At 53.2% G+C, this 17,146-nt stretch carries 15 protein-coding genes; 7 read left to right on the top strand and 8 right to left on the bottom strand.

Going from position 1 to position 17,146, the window contains the following annotated elements; genetic code table 11:
* Positions 1-3 precede the first annotated feature (3 nt).
* A complete protein-coding gene (locus HY010_12790) occupies positions 4-363 on the bottom strand; it encodes a hypothetical protein (protein MBI3476602.1) in 360 nt (119 codons plus the stop codon).
* An 811-nt stretch (positions 364-1,174) separates the two neighbouring features.
* Here HY010_12790 and HY010_12785 point away from each other — a divergent pair.
* The 3 genes from HY010_12785 (at position 1,175) to HY010_12775 (ending at position 4,989) form a co-directional block, all read left to right on the top strand.
* Positions 1,175-1,522, top strand: coding sequence for a hypothetical protein (locus HY010_12785; GenBank protein MBI3476601.1), 348 nt, complete (start codon positions 1,175-1,177; stop codon positions 1,520-1,522).
* Positions 1,519-1,953: a hypothetical protein gene (locus HY010_12780; GenBank protein ID MBI3476600.1), complete on the top strand. Its 435-nt coding sequence runs from the start codon at positions 1,519-1,521 to the stop codon at positions 1,951-1,953. Before HY010_12785 ends, HY010_12780 begins: the two co-directional genes overlap by 4 nt.
* Before the next feature lie 732 nt (positions 1,954-2,685).
* Entirely contained in the window at positions 2,686-4,989 is a 2,304-nt protein-coding gene (locus HY010_12775) for a hypothetical protein (GenBank protein ID MBI3476599.1), read from the top strand.
* 34 nt (positions 4,990-5,023) lie between these two features.
* On the opposite strand, the gene HY010_12770 is transcribed toward HY010_12775, so the two are convergent.
* From HY010_12770 to HY010_12755, 4 genes are all read right to left on the bottom strand, one after another.
* On the bottom strand, positions 5,024-6,634 hold the full coding sequence (locus HY010_12770) for a carboxypeptidase regulatory-like domain-containing protein (protein MBI3476598.1): 1,611 nt from the start codon (positions 6,632-6,634) through the stop codon (positions 5,024-5,026).
* 83 nt (positions 6,635-6,717) lie between these two features.
* Positions 6,718-8,349, bottom strand: a complete 1,632-nt coding sequence (locus HY010_12765) for a carboxypeptidase regulatory-like domain-containing protein (GenBank protein MBI3476597.1) — start codon at positions 8,347-8,349, stop codon at positions 6,718-6,720.
* Positions 8,350-8,364: 15 nt separating this feature from the next.
* On the bottom strand, positions 8,365-8,688 hold the full coding sequence (locus HY010_12760) for a hypothetical protein (protein MBI3476596.1): 324 nt from the start codon (positions 8,686-8,688) through the stop codon (positions 8,365-8,367).
* A 930-nt stretch (positions 8,689-9,618) separates the two neighbouring features.
* Entirely contained in the window at positions 9,619-10,017 is a 399-nt protein-coding gene (locus HY010_12755) for a hypothetical protein (GenBank protein MBI3476595.1), read from the bottom strand.
* Positions 10,018-10,285: 268 nt separating this feature from the next.
* On the opposite strand from HY010_12755, the gene HY010_12750 reads away from it, so the two are divergent.
* The 3 genes from HY010_12750 to HY010_12740 all read left to right on the top strand — a co-directional run bounded on the left by HY010_12750 (position 10,286) and on the right by HY010_12740 (position 11,582).
* The gene (locus tag HY010_12750; GenBank protein MBI3476594.1) at positions 10,286-10,786 is read left to right on the top strand and encodes a carboxypeptidase regulatory-like domain-containing protein; all 501 of its coding nucleotides are present in this window, start codon (positions 10,286-10,288) and stop codon (positions 10,784-10,786) included.
* A 109-nt stretch (positions 10,787-10,895) separates the two neighbouring features.
* Positions 10,896-11,219 carry a hypothetical protein gene (locus HY010_12745; GenBank protein ID MBI3476593.1) on the top strand — a complete coding sequence of 108 codons (324 nt, stop codon included), beginning with the start codon at positions 10,896-10,898 and terminating at the stop codon, positions 11,217-11,219.
* 87 nt (positions 11,220-11,306) lie between these two features.
* On the top strand, positions 11,307-11,582 hold the full coding sequence (locus tag HY010_12740; protein ID MBI3476592.1) for a hypothetical protein: 276 nt from the start codon (positions 11,307-11,309) through the stop codon (positions 11,580-11,582).
* A 33-nt stretch (positions 11,583-11,615) separates the two neighbouring features.
* Here HY010_12740 and HY010_12735 read toward each other — a convergent pair whose 3' ends face one another.
* Together HY010_12735 and HY010_12730 are read right to left on the bottom strand one after the other, a co-directional pair.
* Positions 11,616-12,113 (bottom strand): tryptophan-rich sensory protein, encoded by a 498-nt coding sequence (locus tag HY010_12735; GenBank protein MBI3476591.1) that lies wholly within the window; start codon positions 12,111-12,113, stop codon positions 11,616-11,618.
* A 408-nt stretch (positions 12,114-12,521) separates the two neighbouring features.
* A complete protein-coding gene (locus HY010_12730) occupies positions 12,522-13,355 on the bottom strand; it encodes a DUF4157 domain-containing protein (GenBank protein ID MBI3476590.1) in 834 nt (277 codons plus the stop codon).
* Between the two features lie 330 nt (positions 13,356-13,685).
* On the opposite strand from HY010_12730, the gene HY010_12725 reads away from it, so the two are divergent.
* On the top strand, positions 13,686-15,005 hold the full coding sequence (locus HY010_12725; protein ID MBI3476589.1) for a hypothetical protein: 1,320 nt from the start codon (positions 13,686-13,688) through the stop codon (positions 15,003-15,005).
* Here HY010_12725 and HY010_12720 read toward each other — a convergent pair.
* Entirely contained in the window at positions 14,962-16,332 is a 1,371-nt protein-coding gene (locus HY010_12720) for a hypothetical protein (GenBank protein ID MBI3476588.1), read from the bottom strand. The two genes, HY010_12725 and HY010_12720, sit on opposite strands and share 44 nt — an antisense overlap.
* Positions 16,333-17,146: the final 814 nt, after the last annotated feature.

The raw sequence follows: 17,146 nt of genomic DNA, 5'->3' as shown, positions 1-17,146 counted from the left end.
CTCTTAGACCAATCGGGAACGCTTCGCACGCCACTCGACTGGAACCTTGGTGGTGGCGGAGAGTTCCATAAAGACTTTCAAACCGTTGTCGTATCCAGAACGCATGAATTCCGTAAGCTTGCTCGATTTCTCAATCTTGCATCGCCAGCAGCCGCAATACCGCTCGCGTTCTGGTAACTCTCGATTTCCCTCACGCGTCACCCAGAGCGGCCCAGTCCGATTGTGCTGCATGTTGCGTAAGCGCTCAATACCAGTCATGGGGCTGAGATCGCAGAGCACTCCAGCCATCCCGCGCGCCAAATAATCCACGCGGGCATCGTCACCATAGGTCGATTTGGGAAACCTTTCGTTTCTCTTCATCATAAGAAACGCCGCAGCGTTCCGAACGATATGTCGGGGATACGGGGTAGTTCCTGAACTCCGAACATCCGCCAACTGGGCCCAACGTCCGCAAGCCTTCCGAAGAGCGGCATAGGTGACAGCTCTAATCAGGTCGTCCCAGATCTTCCGTCGTCTGTCCAAAGCCCGCAGGCCAGGAGGGTTCAATTCCATTGCCAGAGACCGGATTTCTTCTTCCTTCTGTTGTTCGGCCCACTGTAGCTGAACGCTCACTGGTGGCCGTGAGAGCGTCACAGGATAGCCCATTTCTTTCGTAAGGCGTTGAGTCGTCAGCCAATAGTGGTCTGGGTTCATTTGCTTTAGTCGTCCGATGAAGGAGCGGAGTTGCTGCCTGCTAAGCCCAGTTGCGGGAGAAGCTGACTGGGAGGGAAGCGATCTTCCGTCTCGCAACGACCGGAAGGCCTTGTAGAACTCGAATTCCCAGGTCGTCATTAAGCCGATTGCGACCGGTTTTGGCCCTCGATGTCCCATGGAAGAAACTCATGCCAAAGCGTGCCAACAGTTCTATTTTCTCATTGCTCGCAGGCTGAATCAACGAGAGATTCAGCTCATGAGTCCTCGAAATTCCAATTCGCGAAAGACGCGGCCTTCGCGCCAGAAGGCCAAACATTCACGACACCGCTCAAGTAACCAAGCCAAGAAGGGCGACCGTGGCCCTTCCCGGCGTCAACAAGAAGAAAGAGTACGCGTTCTTGCCGCTCTTAATCGAATCCGCCGGGGAGAAGCGAAGTCAGCTACCAGAGCCGCACGCGCGGAGGGAACCACCGTGAGAGCAATGCGAAAACTGGTCCCCAACGCACTGATTCAGGACCGACCGGGCGGTCGCATTCGCGTAAAAGCGAGCGACAGATACTCCGCCACGGTGCAAATCCTAACTGACCGAGGAGCCTTGTCGGTGAACGCACGCGGCTCTCGTGAGCGCGAGCTCGCGGGACAACACCGCGCGACGTACTTACGCGTACTGCAGGGGAAAGAACCGCCGTCGGCTCTGGGGCAGTATCGCGGGAAGAAGATTGGCGGCCATGAACTGATTAGTGACTATGAGTTGCTGTTATCCCTTGGCCAAGCGGGTGACGTGGGGCAGCTCGATACTCTTTACGTCAGTCCGGACGCGAGCGCGTGAAAAATCCTTACCCCATCACGCGAGCCAAGCGCACGGAGATGCGCCGCAAGCAGTTGGGGTATCCAACTCGATGTTTTTACTGTCCAGAATCGGATCTCTTTTGTTTCGAAGCGGATCATCCCGTTTCCTGGGAACTGGATGCGGACTTCAAGAGAGTCGTCTGTCGCAATTGTCATCGCAAATTGGAAGGCAGAAGAGACATCAAACGGCTCGCCAAGAACGGGAAGCACGGTAGCAAGGAGTCGGGCCTCGAAGCGCTGCGCCGTTATCTATTGTTGTTGGCCGAAGACCAAGACACGATTGCCGAACAAGTACTGACTACCCCGCCCAAGTTGATCGCGAAAGCGTTACAGGAAACAGCCGCGTCCCTTCGTCGTAAAGCGGAAGCGTTATCATTGTCTGACCCTGCGCTTAACCCCAAGATTAATTGAACTGAAGTTTAGGATGCCGCGCAGCAGTCGGATTGAGAACCGATGCCCGACAGTCTTTCCGGAAGTCGCCATCCGCGCAAGATTCAATCCGAACTGGCACCCATCTTCCTTCGGGTCCACACCAGAGTAGTAAACGAAAAACCACGCCCGGATGGCGAGGGCCGTTTAGCAGACAAGTGGGCAAATTTTGCGCTTGTCTTCGATTGTGAAACCACAACCGGTATTCGCCAGGATCTCAACTTTCTGTGGTGGCGATTTTGCGAACTGAAGGATGGAACATACGTCTGCCAGCAGGAAGGTCTTGTGTATGCAGACAATCTGGACGCCGAGTCAGTCCGGTTGATTCGCAATTTCGCGCACAAGAAACTCGCCGACGTAGAGGAGGGATGCCCGAAGGAAATTCTGGTGCAGTCGCGCACCCAGTTTGTCGACGGGGAATTCTGGGAGGCCATTCAGGCCGGGGCTTCCATCGTTTGTTTTAATGCCCCATTCGACCTCAGTCGACTAGCGCTGGAGTATCGCGAGGCTCAGAGCAAAAACACCGGATGGTCGATGGTTCTGTGGACGCGCAAAGGCGGCTCCGACGTTTTCCGGCCAAAAGTGAGAATTAAGCCGAAGGATTCGCGCTCGGCATTCATCAGCCTGGCAGGCGGAGATCCGAACAACCGTGCGGTCTATCGCGGGCGTTTCCTTGATCTCTCTGTTTTGGGCTGGGCACTCCGTAATAGACACATGACCCTCGGCGGTTTTCTGGCTTCTTTTGGCCTTGAAGGCAAGATGGACCATGAGCCAACGGGCCGCGTTACAAAAAAGGAATTGGAGTACGGTCGACGCGATGTTGAACGCACCGTTGCACTACTGAACTCGATGAAACTCGAATATGACGGGTTTCCACTCAAGCTCCCGCCTGAAAGAGCCATGAGTGCAGCCAGTATCACCAAAGCGTTTCTGGAAGAAATGGGTATCGAGCAGCCACGCCGAAAGTTTGATCTACCAGACCATATCCTAGGCAAGTGCATGCAGGCGTACTACGGAGGCCGCAGCGAAATTCGGATACGGCATCAGGAAGTGCCCATCGTGGTCTGTGATACAACGTCCGAGTATCCTTCGGTTGCGGGATTGCTCGGCCTCTGGCCCCTGCTAATTTCATCCAACGTTGGAGTTGCATACTGCACTAAAGCCGCCCAGAAAACGTTGAACGATGTGGATGTTGAAACGGTGCTTGCCCCTTCAACTTGGCTGGAACTGGGCTTTTTCGCCCTAGTCGAGCCATCGGCAGACATCCTCCCGGTTCGTGCTCTATATAACGATACTGGCAGCACCAACATTGGTTTGAACCCGATTAGTTCAAAAGAGCCGATCTGGTATGCCGGACCGGACCTGGCTGCGTCCAAACTCGCCACCGGGCGCACGCCGAAAATCCTTCAAGCGTTCAGGCTCGTTTCCTACGGTGTACAGGAAGGGATGAAGCCCACGGTAATCGGCACGCGGGCGTTCGATCCTGAGAAAGACGATTTCTTCCGCACCGTAATCGAAGAACGGAAAAAACTGCCAAAAACACATCCGCACTATCTCCTACTGAAAATAATCGCCAACGCACTGTACGGAATCTTTGCGGAATTGAACAAATACGAGTATGGAAAAAATGCCGCTAAACAATTGGAAGTATTTTCCGGCGATCACAGATTCGAACAGCCAACATTTGTGGTTGAACGCCCAGGTAAATTTCAATTCGCTCCAGCGGCGGCGCTGATTACATCCGGTGGCCGGTTAATTTTGGCTGTCCTGGAGCACATGGTCAAAGACCTTGGCGGCACTTACTTGCTAACCGATACGGACTCGATGCATTTTGTCGCTTCCAGGAACGGCGGCTTGGTTCCGTGTCCCGGCGGACAGCACAAACTTAGCGACGGGAAACCGGCCATTCGAGCGATAAAGTGGAAACAAGTCGATGAGATTTGCGCAAAACTCAACCGACTGAATCCATACGACAAGAGCGTGGTTGGAGAGATTCTTAAGATTGAAGACTGCAATCTTGATCGTAAGGGCAAACCACAGCAACTATACGGCTTGGCAATATCGGCAAAACGATATGTCGTTTATACAAGAAGGAAACGAAGCATTGAAATCATCAAGCCAAGTGAGCATGGCCTGGGCATCGTCTTCGTTCCCGACAAACGACCCCGGTATAAACCAGAAGACTGCAAAGATCAGGACACCGATTATCCGCGATGGATCGTGGAAGTATGGCAGCGCCTTATTGACGACCATTTCCGCAATATCGAAAACCCCGAGAATGCGCTCCTCTCACGCGAATTGTGGTTCGACAATTTGCCCGCCGTCATGCGAGTTCGCATCACTACACCAAATGTGCTGAAGGTTTTGCGGCAGCGCGATCCGGGTGCAGCCAAACCGTACAATTTTGCGTTGTCGCCGATACTCGTTCAGCCTCCGCCCAATTGCACTTTGATTGCGCCCGCCAGCAAAAATTCCGAGGAGTGGATAACGCGGGAGTATACGGAGATCCATAGTGGGATCACGGTTCATCTGTCGGAAGAGTTCAATGGAGTGATTCTGTCGCCGCAAACGCTTTCGAGCGTGATCTGGCGTCATCACCTCCACCCGGAAGACAAATCCCTTTCCCCCAATGGCGAGCCCTGCGATGCCTACACCAGGGGATTGTTGTTGCGTCGTCCCATCACGGCGATGACACCATTTGTCTTTATCGGAAAGGAAATTGAGAGACGAGCCCAGGAAGGCGAAGACCCTAGCATGCTCGAACACACCGGACCTATCCGATATCACCGGCACCAAACGCTCAAGACTCGCCCATGTACCCCTGAACTCGTGAAGAGGCTCAACGATTTCTCCCTGAGTCAACTGGAGCGAACCGGCCTGAGTCGCGACACGATTATCAAAGCGCGCCGGGGAGAACGCGTTCACCCTAGTACGTGCACCCAACTGGCAGAGACTATGCAAGAACTAGAGCGTGAATCCTCGCAGGTCACTAAATCGAGAGAGGGATTATCAAATTAGTTTGCTTTCACAAAAGAGACTTGAGACCCAAAAGCTAGTTGGAAACGCCCGCGAGCAATTGGACCGTAAGTTCAAGGCGAATTTTATTTCCTGGCTGAACTCGCACTCTCACACCGCCGCCGAGGTAAGGCCCAAGCGTAGCCGGATTCGTCCACTCTAAGTCCCATCCCTCAGCAACTGCAAAGGCCGTATAGTCGCCGGGCAGTATCCGTCGGAATGTAAAACTTCCGTCGCTATCGCTCTGGTCGAAGCGAAAACGGTCTAGATTGTGCGCGGGATCATTCGGCACGAGAAACACAGCAGCTTGGCTGACGGGTTTGCCGCCGCGGAGGGCGAGCCCATCAACCGTCCCGGCATTCTTGGTCATGACTATGGATAATCGAACGGGTGCTCCGGACTGGATCTCGACCTGTTTTCCGAAGACTCGGGCGCCAACCGCAGAAATCTCTTTGACCCAATAGTCGTCTTCAGGGCTGAGTGCTAAAACAAAATAGACACCTGGTCGCACACCTCCGTCGATCTCGAAGCCCTTGGGAGTTTTTCGAGCTACAAACGCTTCGCCAGAGGGCAGGCTCAGAAGCTGAATATTGCAGCGCTGGCATGACACTTCGGTTCCGTCGAGCAATACGTTGCCCGTAACACTGCTGACGGACTTGCTACTTTCACCGGGAATAACCTCCGCATCGGCAACCAAGTCAATCATTTGCTGTTGTGGCAGGCCGCCCGCTCCTTGCGATGGAAGTTCTAGGCGATAGCGTCCTGGTGCCAAGCTGTCCAGTTCTGCACCGTCCTGATCGAAGCTCTGGGAGACAACTTGCCGCGAGTAGGAGAATATCCGCTCGTGCAGAACAAGGGGGTCCGCCGTGTGTTTGAAACCGGGTTCGCCTCGGATCTTAAGACGTATGGCAGGCACGGCGACAAGATGCAAATCCGCTGTCGCCCGATCTGCGGGCTTTAGAACAATCGGCGTTGCTAGTTCCGGTTCTGTGGCATTGACGTAGTACCGTGTCTGGAAGGCCACGTCCAACTCGGAATGCATAGGCGCCCCCCGCGAGGAGACGGCCTCCTTAGGCTGAGCGGACTCTTCTATTGCGAGCCCTCTTTCACCTTCGAGCGAGGTGCTTCCTTCTGCCTCTTCGGAGTCGTCTCGCGCGTACCACGGATGGGCAGATACTGCCAGATAGTACTTGCCTTCCGTTAGGTGACTGAACTGGAACTGGCCTGCATCATCGGTTTTCTGTTTTGACCTGAGCCTCACTACCTGTGTCAAGGCTGGCAAACTCGTGAAGAGCAAGACTTCCGCCAAACTAACTGGGGCTCCTACACCATCCGTCACGGTGCCCGAGATTGACGCGTCGCGCTTCAACCCGAAAATCAAATTTTCCGACTCGAACCCAGGTCCAGTGACAACAGCAGTAGCCAGCCCATGGTGTTGCTGATACGCCTGTGGCAGGTAGCCGTGCCCGCGAGCGGAGAGCGAGTACTTGGCTGTCGCCAAGTCGCCAAACTCAAATCGTCCATCTGACCCAGTGACCACAGATTGCAGCGCGTTCTCCGCCCTGTTCACCCGAATGGAAACCTCAATATCGGGAAGGACCTCGCCGCGAACGGCGTCCACCACCGTCCCGGAAATTCGGGACTTCATCGGGGCCTGCGGAGGCGATGGCTGAGCAGATGCGGCAGTCGCCACTAGCACCGTTGTCAGAATCCATTTGCGGAACATAAGACTCATTTGTCAAACAAAATCAATTCCGGGCTTGCTGTTACCACCTGCCTCTCTGCCACACTGACGTGGACGCCACTCGACAGATATCTGCTCAGCACATCCGAATTCCTAAACTCCAAACTTTCGACACGATCGAAAGCAAGCAGAATAAAACTTCCGGGGCGGACTTGTACGAACTCGAATTGGCCGGTTGCCTCTGTGATCACAGTTCGGACTTCTTTGGATGACCCGGCTTCGGGCACCAACAGTACGGTAGCCGAACTGTCATGCTCAGGCAACTTGACGCTTCCGGTAACCTGACCACCATCGTCGCTCAGTACAACATCGACGGGCGCAACGCCTCCATCCTCCGGAACCAGTAATTCATCGTGTAAGAGGTCCGTAGAACCAGAGATGGCAGATTTTACATAGGCGCCGTACGCGCTGATTTCAACGGAATAGTTCCCCGGCTCCACACCAGCAACTACCATGGAAGTCTGATCCCCATTTGCCAATTGTCGGGCTACGAACTGGAGCGGATTGAGAGATGGTGCTCCTGTGGTCAGAGTAACTGCGGCGGTCAACGGATTTGGCTTTTGATTGTGGTTGACGGTAGACTCGTTGCGCACTTTCACCGCAATGGGCGGTCGGCGCCCCAACACAACGCGAATCCCGACCATATTCGACGTGATTGTTAGAGGCACTGTCGCTTGCCATGCCTGACCGTCCACCTCAGCTGAAGCCCGCAGAGTATATCTACCCTCGGTAACATAGGCGGAGAAGTCGTGCCGTCCCGAGTGGACCTGCACCAGAGGCAAAGCTTCTCCCGAACTATTGCTCAACTCGACCTTTGTGTCGATGGTTTCCTGAAGGCCAGCAACTTCTCCTGAGACTTCGAAAAGCGGCTCCTGACTCAAGGAAAAGTCGGTCTGCACCTCCTGTCCTGGCGTCACAGTGATCTCACTGGCTGCCGCGCGCCCTCTTGCATTGGGATAAAACACAGATGGATATCCAAGATGTTTTGCTCCGGGCGGGCGGGGTCGCCAGAGCTCTGGGCCAGCGGAAACAACAACCGACTCTGCGGGCATTTCGAAGACTCGGAAATAACCGTCCTCGCCCGAGCTCAAGGAAGCCGCCTTCTGCCATCGTGTCTTGCCGTCAACGACGCTTCGGTAGTACACACGAACGGGAAACGCTTCTATCGGTATTCCTTGGATGGAGCGAACATATCCGGCCAACACACCCTGTGGCACAAGCTTCAAAACAATGCCTTGGACATCGGCCGACACCTGTACGCTAACGGAACGTCTCATTTCCGTTCCCACATCGGAAGGTTGCAAAAAGCCGGGTCTTTCCGCTTCTAGTTTTGCCAAACCTTCCGGAACACTTTCGAATCGGAACATGCCGCTGGCATCTGTCAGAATGTGACGAACAGTTTGGGCATCAAGTTCGACCAAGGCACGCGCGATCGGCATTCCGGTTACAGAATTGGTGACAGTACCGCTGACCACGTGCGCACCAGCCCTTGGTGCCTGATTCTGAACTTGTTCGGTCTGGGCATCCGCTAAGGGGACCGCAATTCCACAACCTAGTAGCGTCAGTCGAATCGCGGCCTGAACTAAGGACGAAAACACGGCCAATTGAGATCGATCCATAAGCTTTACAGAAAACTAAAGGTTGTTAAAGTACGGTCGTTTTTTTCGCCAACCAAGCCCTCGCGAAAGCAAACGCACCAAATTACAAGACCGATACAGTAGCCTCTTTCTTAACGGACCAATGTCGTCTTTCTTCATCATTAGCAGGAGCTTGTCTTCGCCACAGAGCATTCCGGATGAATTCCCTTTGTACAACAGCGCCTGATCTTGCTCCCCATTCAACGCGGACAATGCCAGCAACATAATGCCGGGACAGCGGGAATACCGTTGCTCGAAAGTTTGCCATCCACCGGTCACCACCTTCTTGGCATCATCATAAGAAAGCGCAACGATTTCCATTCTAATGTCGATTTTGCGCGCGGTCGAGATCGGCGATTACCTGGTTGCGAGTGCTGAGACCTTCCCTCAGTTTCTCAGGTACTATCTTGTAAAACTCCTTGGGCCTTTTCGCCAAAAAGATCAAGTGTATGTTGCGAGGTTGGGGCGCATTTTTCGTCATCTCGTTCTAAGTCTAATAGACACCATCGACGCTCAACATGTCACATCGTATTTCTGAACAGAACGCCGACGGGGGCTGCGCTGACATCTGGATGGGGCATTAACGCTGCCGGCCTAATGGTCGGCAACTGGTTTGATGGTTCTGGCGCTGTCCATGGCTGGATGGCACAGCAATAGGCGCGAGCAACCGCGGTTGCGGCATCCCCTTAGAGCCTGATAGTGCTATGCATGGGCAACGATTCCAGCTGAGTACTGATCATGCAGGGGGTGTCCGCTGCTCCGAGTCCGAATTCCTTCAACGCGATTACCTGCCGCCCGATGTCTGGGCGGCTTTTCTCTTGCATGACGCGGTAGGGGGAGCACCATAACTGTCGAAATCAGGCGATTACACTCATTGACCTGCTGGCCGAATCAACCCTTTCTGCCAGAATCAAGATAGGTCCCTAGCAGGACGAATGCAGTTACCGCTGCCACTGTCCACCCGACAGCAGACCACGAAATATCCCAACGTGAGTCATGTGGAGCGAAGACTTTCGCGAGGCTGAACCATCCCGAGAAAAAACAACTGTGGCCAGTCCCATGCCAGTCCACAGCCGCCATCCGGTGAGTACGCGTCGCCTTCGCATTGCTAGAACTTTATACGCTTCTCCGATGGCTAGTTCGAGATGGTTGTTGTAATCAGGCGTTAGCACCAGCTTGCGCCGTTTCTTCGCCAGGTCGGCGAAAGGAAAGCGCAAACTAGTGTAATGGCGATGTTACGCCAACTAACTGCTATTCGATCTTTGGCTCTGGAAGCTTCTTTGCTTCAACATTCGACACGGACACGATTGCGAGTCGGTATTTCCAGATGGGTGGATGGCCGAAGCCAGCTTGGCCTACGAACTTCCCAGTCTGATCATGGAGCATTCCGAGCTTGTCCTTCCACAACCCTTGCGGGACGACATCAGGAGCAACGTTTAGCCTTCCTGTTAGCGTGGCGCGGACCTCGTACATAGCACATTGCGCGCACGTCCCGTTTCGTCCGATTTTTCCGTAGGTGGCGCGGGTGTATTTACCGAAGCGTTCGAGGTTCTTATCTTTGACCAACTTCTCGCTCAGTTCGCCACTCTCCGAATTACCTGCATACACCAGCACAACCGTCTCAGTGCATCCGGCCGGTAGAAAAACCATGTCGTGAGGGGCATCTCCCACTCTCCCGAGAAGTGAGACCGTCTGGCCATCTTTGAGAGTCGAGAGCTGACATAGACCGTTGGCTTTAGATTGAGCACTCGCTTCCAGAGAAGCACTCACGAACAATGAGATCAACCCCAAGATCGCGCGTCTGCCCATTGGCAGGGATTATAGCTGGCGAGATTGTTGCGCTACGAGACTGTTGTTAACACGCGTTAGCACCAACTGCTCCCGCCACGGGCCGGGCCGGGATGTGACCCGTGGGTCAATGAGTGTAATCGCGATTAACAACAGTCATTTGGTAAAGCAACTGGCATATAGTGTACGCAACCGGGTCCCCTGCGATCTTTTGGACGGGTCGGGAATTTGGGTGCAAGAAATGCGCGTAAACGCTGTTCTCGCCGTCGGGTCACTCGTGCTAATAACTTCAATGTTGTTGGCACAATCATCGCCAACCCTGCTTGTCGTCGTCGAAGACTCCAGTGGAGCACCGATAGCTGGGGCATCAGTTCAGGTGCAGCATTGGGCTATCCCGATTGGCAGTAAACCTCGAATTGTTCAGGACGGTGTCTCCGCGACCGATTCTCAGGGACGAGCAAGCTTCGATGTTGCCCCGCAGGAATATGAGGTCTTTGCTTCCGCCCCCGCATTTGTACCGACTGTTGCAATTGTCCAAGCCCCGTCTGTGAAAGCCCTTCGTGGACGGGAACTACGACATGTATTCAAGCTTTCGGTTCGTTCAGGCGGTGGCGTCGAGGTGCCGGAATAATCGTAAGCTACGACTGTGGGCACTTCGACCGGGTTTTGAGGGTAATTGCGATTTTTCGCCGATAACCCTGAGATTTGCGCCTTGTTGTTAGGACCTGAGAACATGGCGCATGAAAATCTTCTTGTTCGTGCTCGCGGCGACGGTCTTTGAAGCAGCAGGCGATGCTATCGTGCGCATTGCGCTGCACCGTCAGTCTTTGTCAGGCCGGATCAGCCTCTTCCTGCTCGGGTACACGTTACTCGCGCTTTACGGTACTTCCCTCAACCTGGCCCCCGTGGAGTTTGCGGCCGTCACTGGTATGTACGTCGCGACGCTCTTCGTAGTTTTCCAGATCTCTAACTTTGTTTTTTTCGGTACTCTTCCAACACCAGCCATCATGGTAGGTGGAGCGTTCATAGTCATCGGCGGAGTGACGGTTGCTCTGTGGCGATGAGCGATTGAGCAGGTCCTGACCCCACGAAGGTCAATGAGCGCGCTCAAGATTGTCCATTCGTTTGTTCTCCCAATTAGAATTCTTAACGTGACTAAAGAACGTTGGGCGCAGATGGGAATCACGATCGAATTCCTTATCGTCGTGAGGACCCTTGGGGAGTTCTTCCGGCTCAGACATGTCCAAGGCTCGGACTTCTCGACCGCAGTGGCTGCGCTCTATGTCGGCGGCACTTTGATCGCAGCTTGTTCCTGCTGGGCGGGCGTGACCTTGTACTTCTTCCGACGCTACACGCTATCCGCTTGGATCACACTGGTGACCGTACCCGTTCTGCTCGTGTACAAGATTGCCGTGATTGGTTGGTAGCGGCCAGCTTGCTCTGGTTCCAAGGTGGTAGGGTCACGGGCCGGAAATGGGTCCGCCTATCGAGTGGTTTGAGGGCGACGCATTCAATCTCATGACGAAGTAGGACCAGACTATGGCGTAGGGCAGATACGCCGAATAGATGAGAAGCAACGTGGTGGAGACCCTGTCCACGGACCACAGAGCCCTTATCAGAGCGGCCGCGAGCACGATATATGGCACGTAGAACCAAAAACTCCATCGCAATGAGCGTAGCCGAAAGAAAATGAGATTCCATCCGGCATTCGCAGCCATCAATGCTGCGATCAGCATTAGACCAGGAGCCTCTGACCTGCCTGACGCCGTCATGCGATACACGACCGCAAAACACATCACGTAGTAGAAGAAGCCGACCGCATACCAAACGGGCATCGGGAATGCCCATCGCGGTGGATGCAACTTCTTCATTACGCCGCTTGGCTCTTTGCCAGCGCAAAGTGTTTCCACGACCACGCCGGAAATGACGAACACGCTGGCGAGGACGAAAGGAGTCATCGGCGACAATTGTACGCAGATGCAGGGCCTTCCAACGCTTTATCCATCAATTGCTGTAATCAGGCGATTACACCAACAACTCTGGCTACTCTACCCCACTCGCTCGCGCGCCCCGCCTCAAACCACATTCCATGATCGGTACCAGGAGGGGGTCGACAATTTTTCCCGAAGTGTACTACCCCGTCAAACGGATGACGGGGTGGTGTATACGGACGGCAAAATGCCCCCTCCCCCCTGATTATGGTTACGTTGGCACCCAAGGGTGCTACGAGTCCTGTGGATGTTCCTTTCTGTTTTTGGCACATAACCTGCTTGGAGGAAGTGCTGCGAGGAATCGAACACATAAAAAAGCGCGGCCCATAAGCTACCTCTGCTCATGGGCCGTTGCGGGATGTGAGGCGCCCTACCTTAGCGAATTCGCGTGGCTAACCAAGTGCGACCAAATGAATCGATAGCCCAGTATTGCCCGTTTTGGAAGACCACGCGGCCGTTAGCCGGTCCCACGACTTGTCCGTTATTGGGATTTGCGGGATAAAGGTTCCCATTCGCATCTCCGTAAAGGAACTGACCAGTAACGTTGAAGTACGCGAACTGCTGTTGTTGTTGCTGCCCCTGCGCCCCAGCCTGAACCTGCCCAAAGCGTGCCGCATTGTCCTTTGCCTGGTTTTCCAACACCCAAGCATTGGTTGTGTACATGTTCGCGAACGCATCGATGCCCAAATTTTGATATTGGAGCACGTGCGTAAGTTCGTGCGCCCACGTGTATGCGTTCTGAGCTTCATTTTCGTTACGAAACACGACGATGTTATTCAACGTGATTGCAGCAACATCGTTGTTAAGCATCATCACTGCGCTGTCCAGCGAGATCCGCGCATTGTCAAACGTGTTGTACCGAACCCCCTGGAGGAAGTTGGGTGCAAAATACCCCTGCAACTGCTGGTAGACCGCTGGTGGTATTGGCCGAGCTCCGTAGCTGGCTTGAGCTTCCGCATGGCGTACTGCGGCTGCAAGTGCTAGACCAGCAGGGTTGCCCAAGTTGGCGATGTCCTGGGGTAGCCGTTGGATGATCTGCGGTAGCCGCTGGATGACTGGACCGGGGTTCGGCGGGCCCACTTCAAACTTACCGGCGGACGGGTCGATGTTAATACCTAAGGCATCGCTTAGGTCGCTCGCATGTGCCTGCAGCCCCAACAGAATGCCTACCATAGTGATAGTCAGCGTTTTCTGAATTTGCGATTTCATATTTTTCTCTCCACTCTCTCCGGCTGTGTGTTGGGCTACGCGAACCACGTTCGAGCGCCTCATCAACGCGAGCATCATGCAATACCGCTTAAGACAAACCAAGTACTTCAATCGAGTTGTAAATAGTTCTTTCAAACCCAGTTGCGATGTAGGGAACCAAAATGGATTGGGCGAAACAAGAATCGATTTCAGGTCGGGGATTGGCGCTGTGGAGCCCTGCATTCGGACCTAAGCCCAGATTTTGGCTCTGAAATCTCAGGGTGAAATCTTGGCTTCAACTATCCAATGGGATTCACCGGTGGGCGGTGTTTCACTTCTTTCGAGGGCATTATGGCTACCAAAACATTTTCCAATCTTCCGGTACTGGAATTCGCGAAGACGCAAATGTCGCATGTTCCGAATCCTTTGGATAAATACTATGTTGTTTGTATTCAGCATCTACTTGAAACGACCGGAAGCTTGATTCAGGCGCTCATTGATCTAGGCTGCGAACCCCAGAAGCTGCACATCCTAGGCAAAATCTACTCCGCAAACGAGAGTGTCGTAGAAAGGTTGAAAACGCTCGGGGTGCGCGTTCATCACTCAGGTGGAAACTTCAAGTGGGGTGCCTATTCCGAGCATTTAGCGACAGAGGCGCGCGCGATGTGGAAAACTGTTCAGGTTGAATCAAGCCCTGGCGATCACATCGTCATTCTTGATGATGGGGGCGTGGGTCTAGAAACTATGCCTGATGCGATCGCATTGACCCGATCGGTTAATGCCGTAGAACAAACGATGAGCGGGATCGCCAGGCATGGCGGTCGCCCCCCCTCTGTCCCCGTAATAGAAGTTGCCTCTTCTGCAGCTAAGACGCTTCTGGAGCCTCGTCTGATTCGCGAGGCCGTGCTGAATCGAGTCGCATCTAGGGGTGTTTTACGCGAAAAGAGAACGGTCGGAGTGGTGGGGGCTGGCAACATAGGCGCGGCAGTTGCGAAGGCTTTAATTGGCCACGCCCAAGTGGTCCATGTCTATGATATTGACTTGATGACAACGCTGGCTTTGAAAGGGGTCGTCGTTTCAAATTCGTTGGCCGAACTAGTTGAGTCGGTGGATGTGGTTTGGGGTTGCACTGGCGTTGATCTGTTTGCAACCGACCAGAGCTGGAGGAATATCAAAGGCGACAAAATTTTTATCAGTTGTTCCTCACAGGACCATGAGTTTCGCTCTATTCTAGCTACGCTAGACGCACGCCCAGAATTCGAAGTCAATGATCGCAGGTCGGACATAACCATCCCTTTAAGGGATGGATCAATAAAGCTTGTGAACGGTGGATTCCCGGTGAATTTTGATGGTTCTCCCGAGTCGGTTCCCGGTCCAGACATTCAGCTGACGCGCGCCCTGCTACTCTGTGGTGTGTTACAAGCAGCGCAGGATTGGGACGGGTGCTTGTCCAACCGGATCATGTTGAACCCCGATATGCAGATTGCGATTGTAAAAAAGTGGTTGGATGAAAGACGCCAGAACGCGACGCTTTACGACAATGAAATAACGAGTGGTTTTGACTCTGAACGATGGGTTATTGCCCACTCCGGAGGAAGCTGCCAGCGCCCAGTTCATCGAGAAGGGCTTACGCCGCAGAATGTCTTGCAAGCTGAGCATCAGCGCTCCTGACAATGCGCATACCCGATATGAGAAAAGCACTTTCTGTATACAAGTTAGAGCGGCGTAGCGGGATGTGCTTGACATGTGAAAAAAAATCCTGCCACGGAAATTGACTTCCTTCCCTTGTCACTGAGTATCTACCAGACTGAGCGAAAAACGTCGATTTCTCCCGATCGAGGTATTCAGGCTGAAAACCGTTTTTTAGCCCATTTAGAGTTCGCCGGATTGGATCGGGGATTTCGCTGAAATTTGGAACTGCTGACATGGTAGGCCCAGCAATTGACGGGCAACGGAAAGAATAATAGCCACTTGCACCTCCGCTCGTGAGATGGCCTGGTTGGAGCACAACGGGAAAATAGCGTGCAATGTCTGGGGTTTTTGGCTTAAGAAGTGACAGAGCTTCGTACAGCGCCTTCTCGAAAGCGATGAAAGGCCCAGCGACGGTTTTGGCACTTCCGGCTGGCTGAAAAGCGGGGATGTCTCCTCGTGCGATACTCAATATATGACAAACGGTTGCGAACTGGTACAGTTCTCCTAATGGTGCTGGTATTGATCGAGCCGGCCCCTCAAGAAACCAAGTTCTGAGTTCGGCATGCTCCACGGTTGAATGACGGAACGGCGCTGATTGGAGCCATCCTGTTTCCAGCAACAGCTTGAAAAATGAGTTTGCTTGTGTCCGATTCTTCTTGACAGTCTCTATGAATGATCGCGAAAACAGAATAATTGAGGTTTTCCACGGGCTTGTTTTCATAGAGCTTTTTATAAGCTTCCACTGTGGTTCAGTCCTATCCCAGTAAACATCAGCACCCGTCGTCTCGGATAAGAAACTCGGTAGTCTGTTGTCGTTAAGCGGAGCTAGTATCCAAACGGACCGACTGCCTGCTGATACACTCCAAGGCGGTTTTGTCGTGCATTGCGCAAGGAAATAATCTAAGGTCTCAAACGTTCCGAACAGTTCAGCACTTTCGATGATCTTCAGGGGAACCAACTTGTTCCGATTATCAACTAATTTCGGAGAGCGGTCGGTGAACACTTCAACGCATTGATTGAGTACAAGCGATAAGGGTACGGAACTGTATGAGACCCGGTTTTTTAAATCTAAGCACTGTTCGCAGTTATTTGCATCAGCCCCACACGGGGGGACGAACACTCCATTGTCGACAATTAAATCTCCGTACTCATACTCCGCCTCAAAGAAGAGAGGCTCGGATGCCTCGGGTTGTTTCGGCCCAATGAATTTCTCTAGCGCAGAGACGATGCGCGACGCATTGGGAACAACTTTTAACCTCTTTTGAAGGTCGCTGAACGAAAGCTTGCTGACAGCTCGACACTCCATTACAAACACTCCAAAAGGTCAACAATGGTTAAAGTGGGAAGCAGTAATCTTCTATGGGGTCAGGAGTTTAGCACAGTTTTCCTTCAAATTGAAGCAACCTCAATTTCATTTACAATCATCGTGCTTCACCGATATACCCTGAACTAACTCCCAATATAGTTCTTGCGATCAAACCTGCTCGCGTGCGCATTTGCTTAATGACAACTTCCTTAAATGATGATCGCATTCCGCCCATAAAACTGTTCTAAACACATTCGAATAATCCATGACTTCGCTACTAACCCGCTTCTCCTCTCTGGCACTGCCCCAATCCTTTGAGACTGGCTCTAACAGTTTCACGGTAGCAAGCAGAGTGAAATGAATTCAGCCAGTGCAAGAATTCCTCGTAAGAGTTTCGTTTCACGGGCAATCCGCGAACTAGTTTTCTGATGACGTTCTTACGATCGAATCGGCTTTCACGAGCGCATTTGTTGATTCCGATGCTGCTGATCTTCGCTCTTACCTCCTCACTCGCGACAACCATCCCTTTTCGCCCGTATTCGGCGGCCGCAAACTCCAACACGCTGATCTCGTCGCCTTCTTCCCATTTACGATCAGTTTCCTTGCCGACGTAACGAATTTCCCCGGCGAGCACGTGCGCACGCCTTAACAACCCTCTGGTTTCTGCGGTGCACGGCGCGCCGTCAGGCGATAGGCTTTTCGCTTCCGGATGCCGCTGATACTGGATCAAAAGATGTGCGGACCTATTCAATGCCTATTTCAAGTTCAATCAGACCGACAAGGACCCCGGTGGAAAGAGAAGCATCATCAACGC

The sequence above is a fragment of the Acidobacteriota bacterium genome (assembly GCA_016196065.1).
Classification (GTDB): domain Bacteria; phylum Acidobacteriota; class Terriglobia; order Terriglobales; family Acidobacteriaceae; genus Acidiflorens.
The sequence above is the reverse complement of the archived record's forward strand: the minus strand, read 5'-3'. Positions and strand labels throughout refer to the sequence as shown.

Coding starts and splice junctions, on each gene's coding strand:
- HY010_12790 (MBI3476602.1), bottom strand. CDS start 363: ATGATGAAGAGAAACGAAAGGTTTCCCAAATCGACCTATGGTGACGAT.
- HY010_12785 (MBI3476601.1), top strand. CDS start 1,175: ATGCGAAAACTGGTCCCCAACGCACTGATTCAGGACCGACCGGGCGGT.
- HY010_12775 (MBI3476599.1), top strand. CDS start 2,686: ATGACCCTCGGCGGTTTTCTGGCTTCTTTTGGCCTTGAAGGCAAGATG.
- HY010_12770 (MBI3476598.1), bottom strand. CDS start 6,634: ATGAAGTCCCGAATTTCCGGGACGGTGGTGGACGCCGTTCGCGGCGAG.
- HY010_12765 (MBI3476597.1), bottom strand. CDS start 8,349: ATGGATCGATCTCAATTGGCCGTGTTTTCGTCCTTAGTTCAGGCCGCG.
- HY010_12760 (MBI3476596.1), bottom strand. CDS start 8,688: ATGGAAATCGTTGCGCTTTCTTATGATGATGCCAAGAAGGTGGTGACC.
- HY010_12755 (MBI3476595.1), bottom strand. CDS start 10,017: ATGGTTTTTCTACCGGCCGGATGCACTGAGACGGTTGTGCTGGTGTAT.
- HY010_12750 (MBI3476594.1), top strand. CDS start 10,286: ATGAGTGTAATCGCGATTAACAACAGTCATTTGGTAAAGCAACTGGCA.
- HY010_12745 (MBI3476593.1), top strand. CDS start 10,896: ATGAAAATCTTCTTGTTCGTGCTCGCGGCGACGGTCTTTGAAGCAGCA.
- HY010_12735 (MBI3476591.1), bottom strand. CDS start 12,113: ATGACTCCTTTCGTCCTCGCCAGCGTGTTCGTCATTTCCGGCGTGGTC.
- HY010_12730 (MBI3476590.1), bottom strand. CDS start 13,355: ATGAAATCGCAAATTCAGAAAACGCTGACTATCACTATGGTAGGCATT.
- HY010_12725 (MBI3476589.1), top strand. CDS start 13,686: ATGGCTACCAAAACATTTTCCAATCTTCCGGTACTGGAATTCGCGAAG.
- HY010_12720 (MBI3476588.1), bottom strand. CDS start 16,332: ATGGAGTGTCGAGCTGTCAGCAAGCTTTCGTTCAGCGACCTTCAAAAG.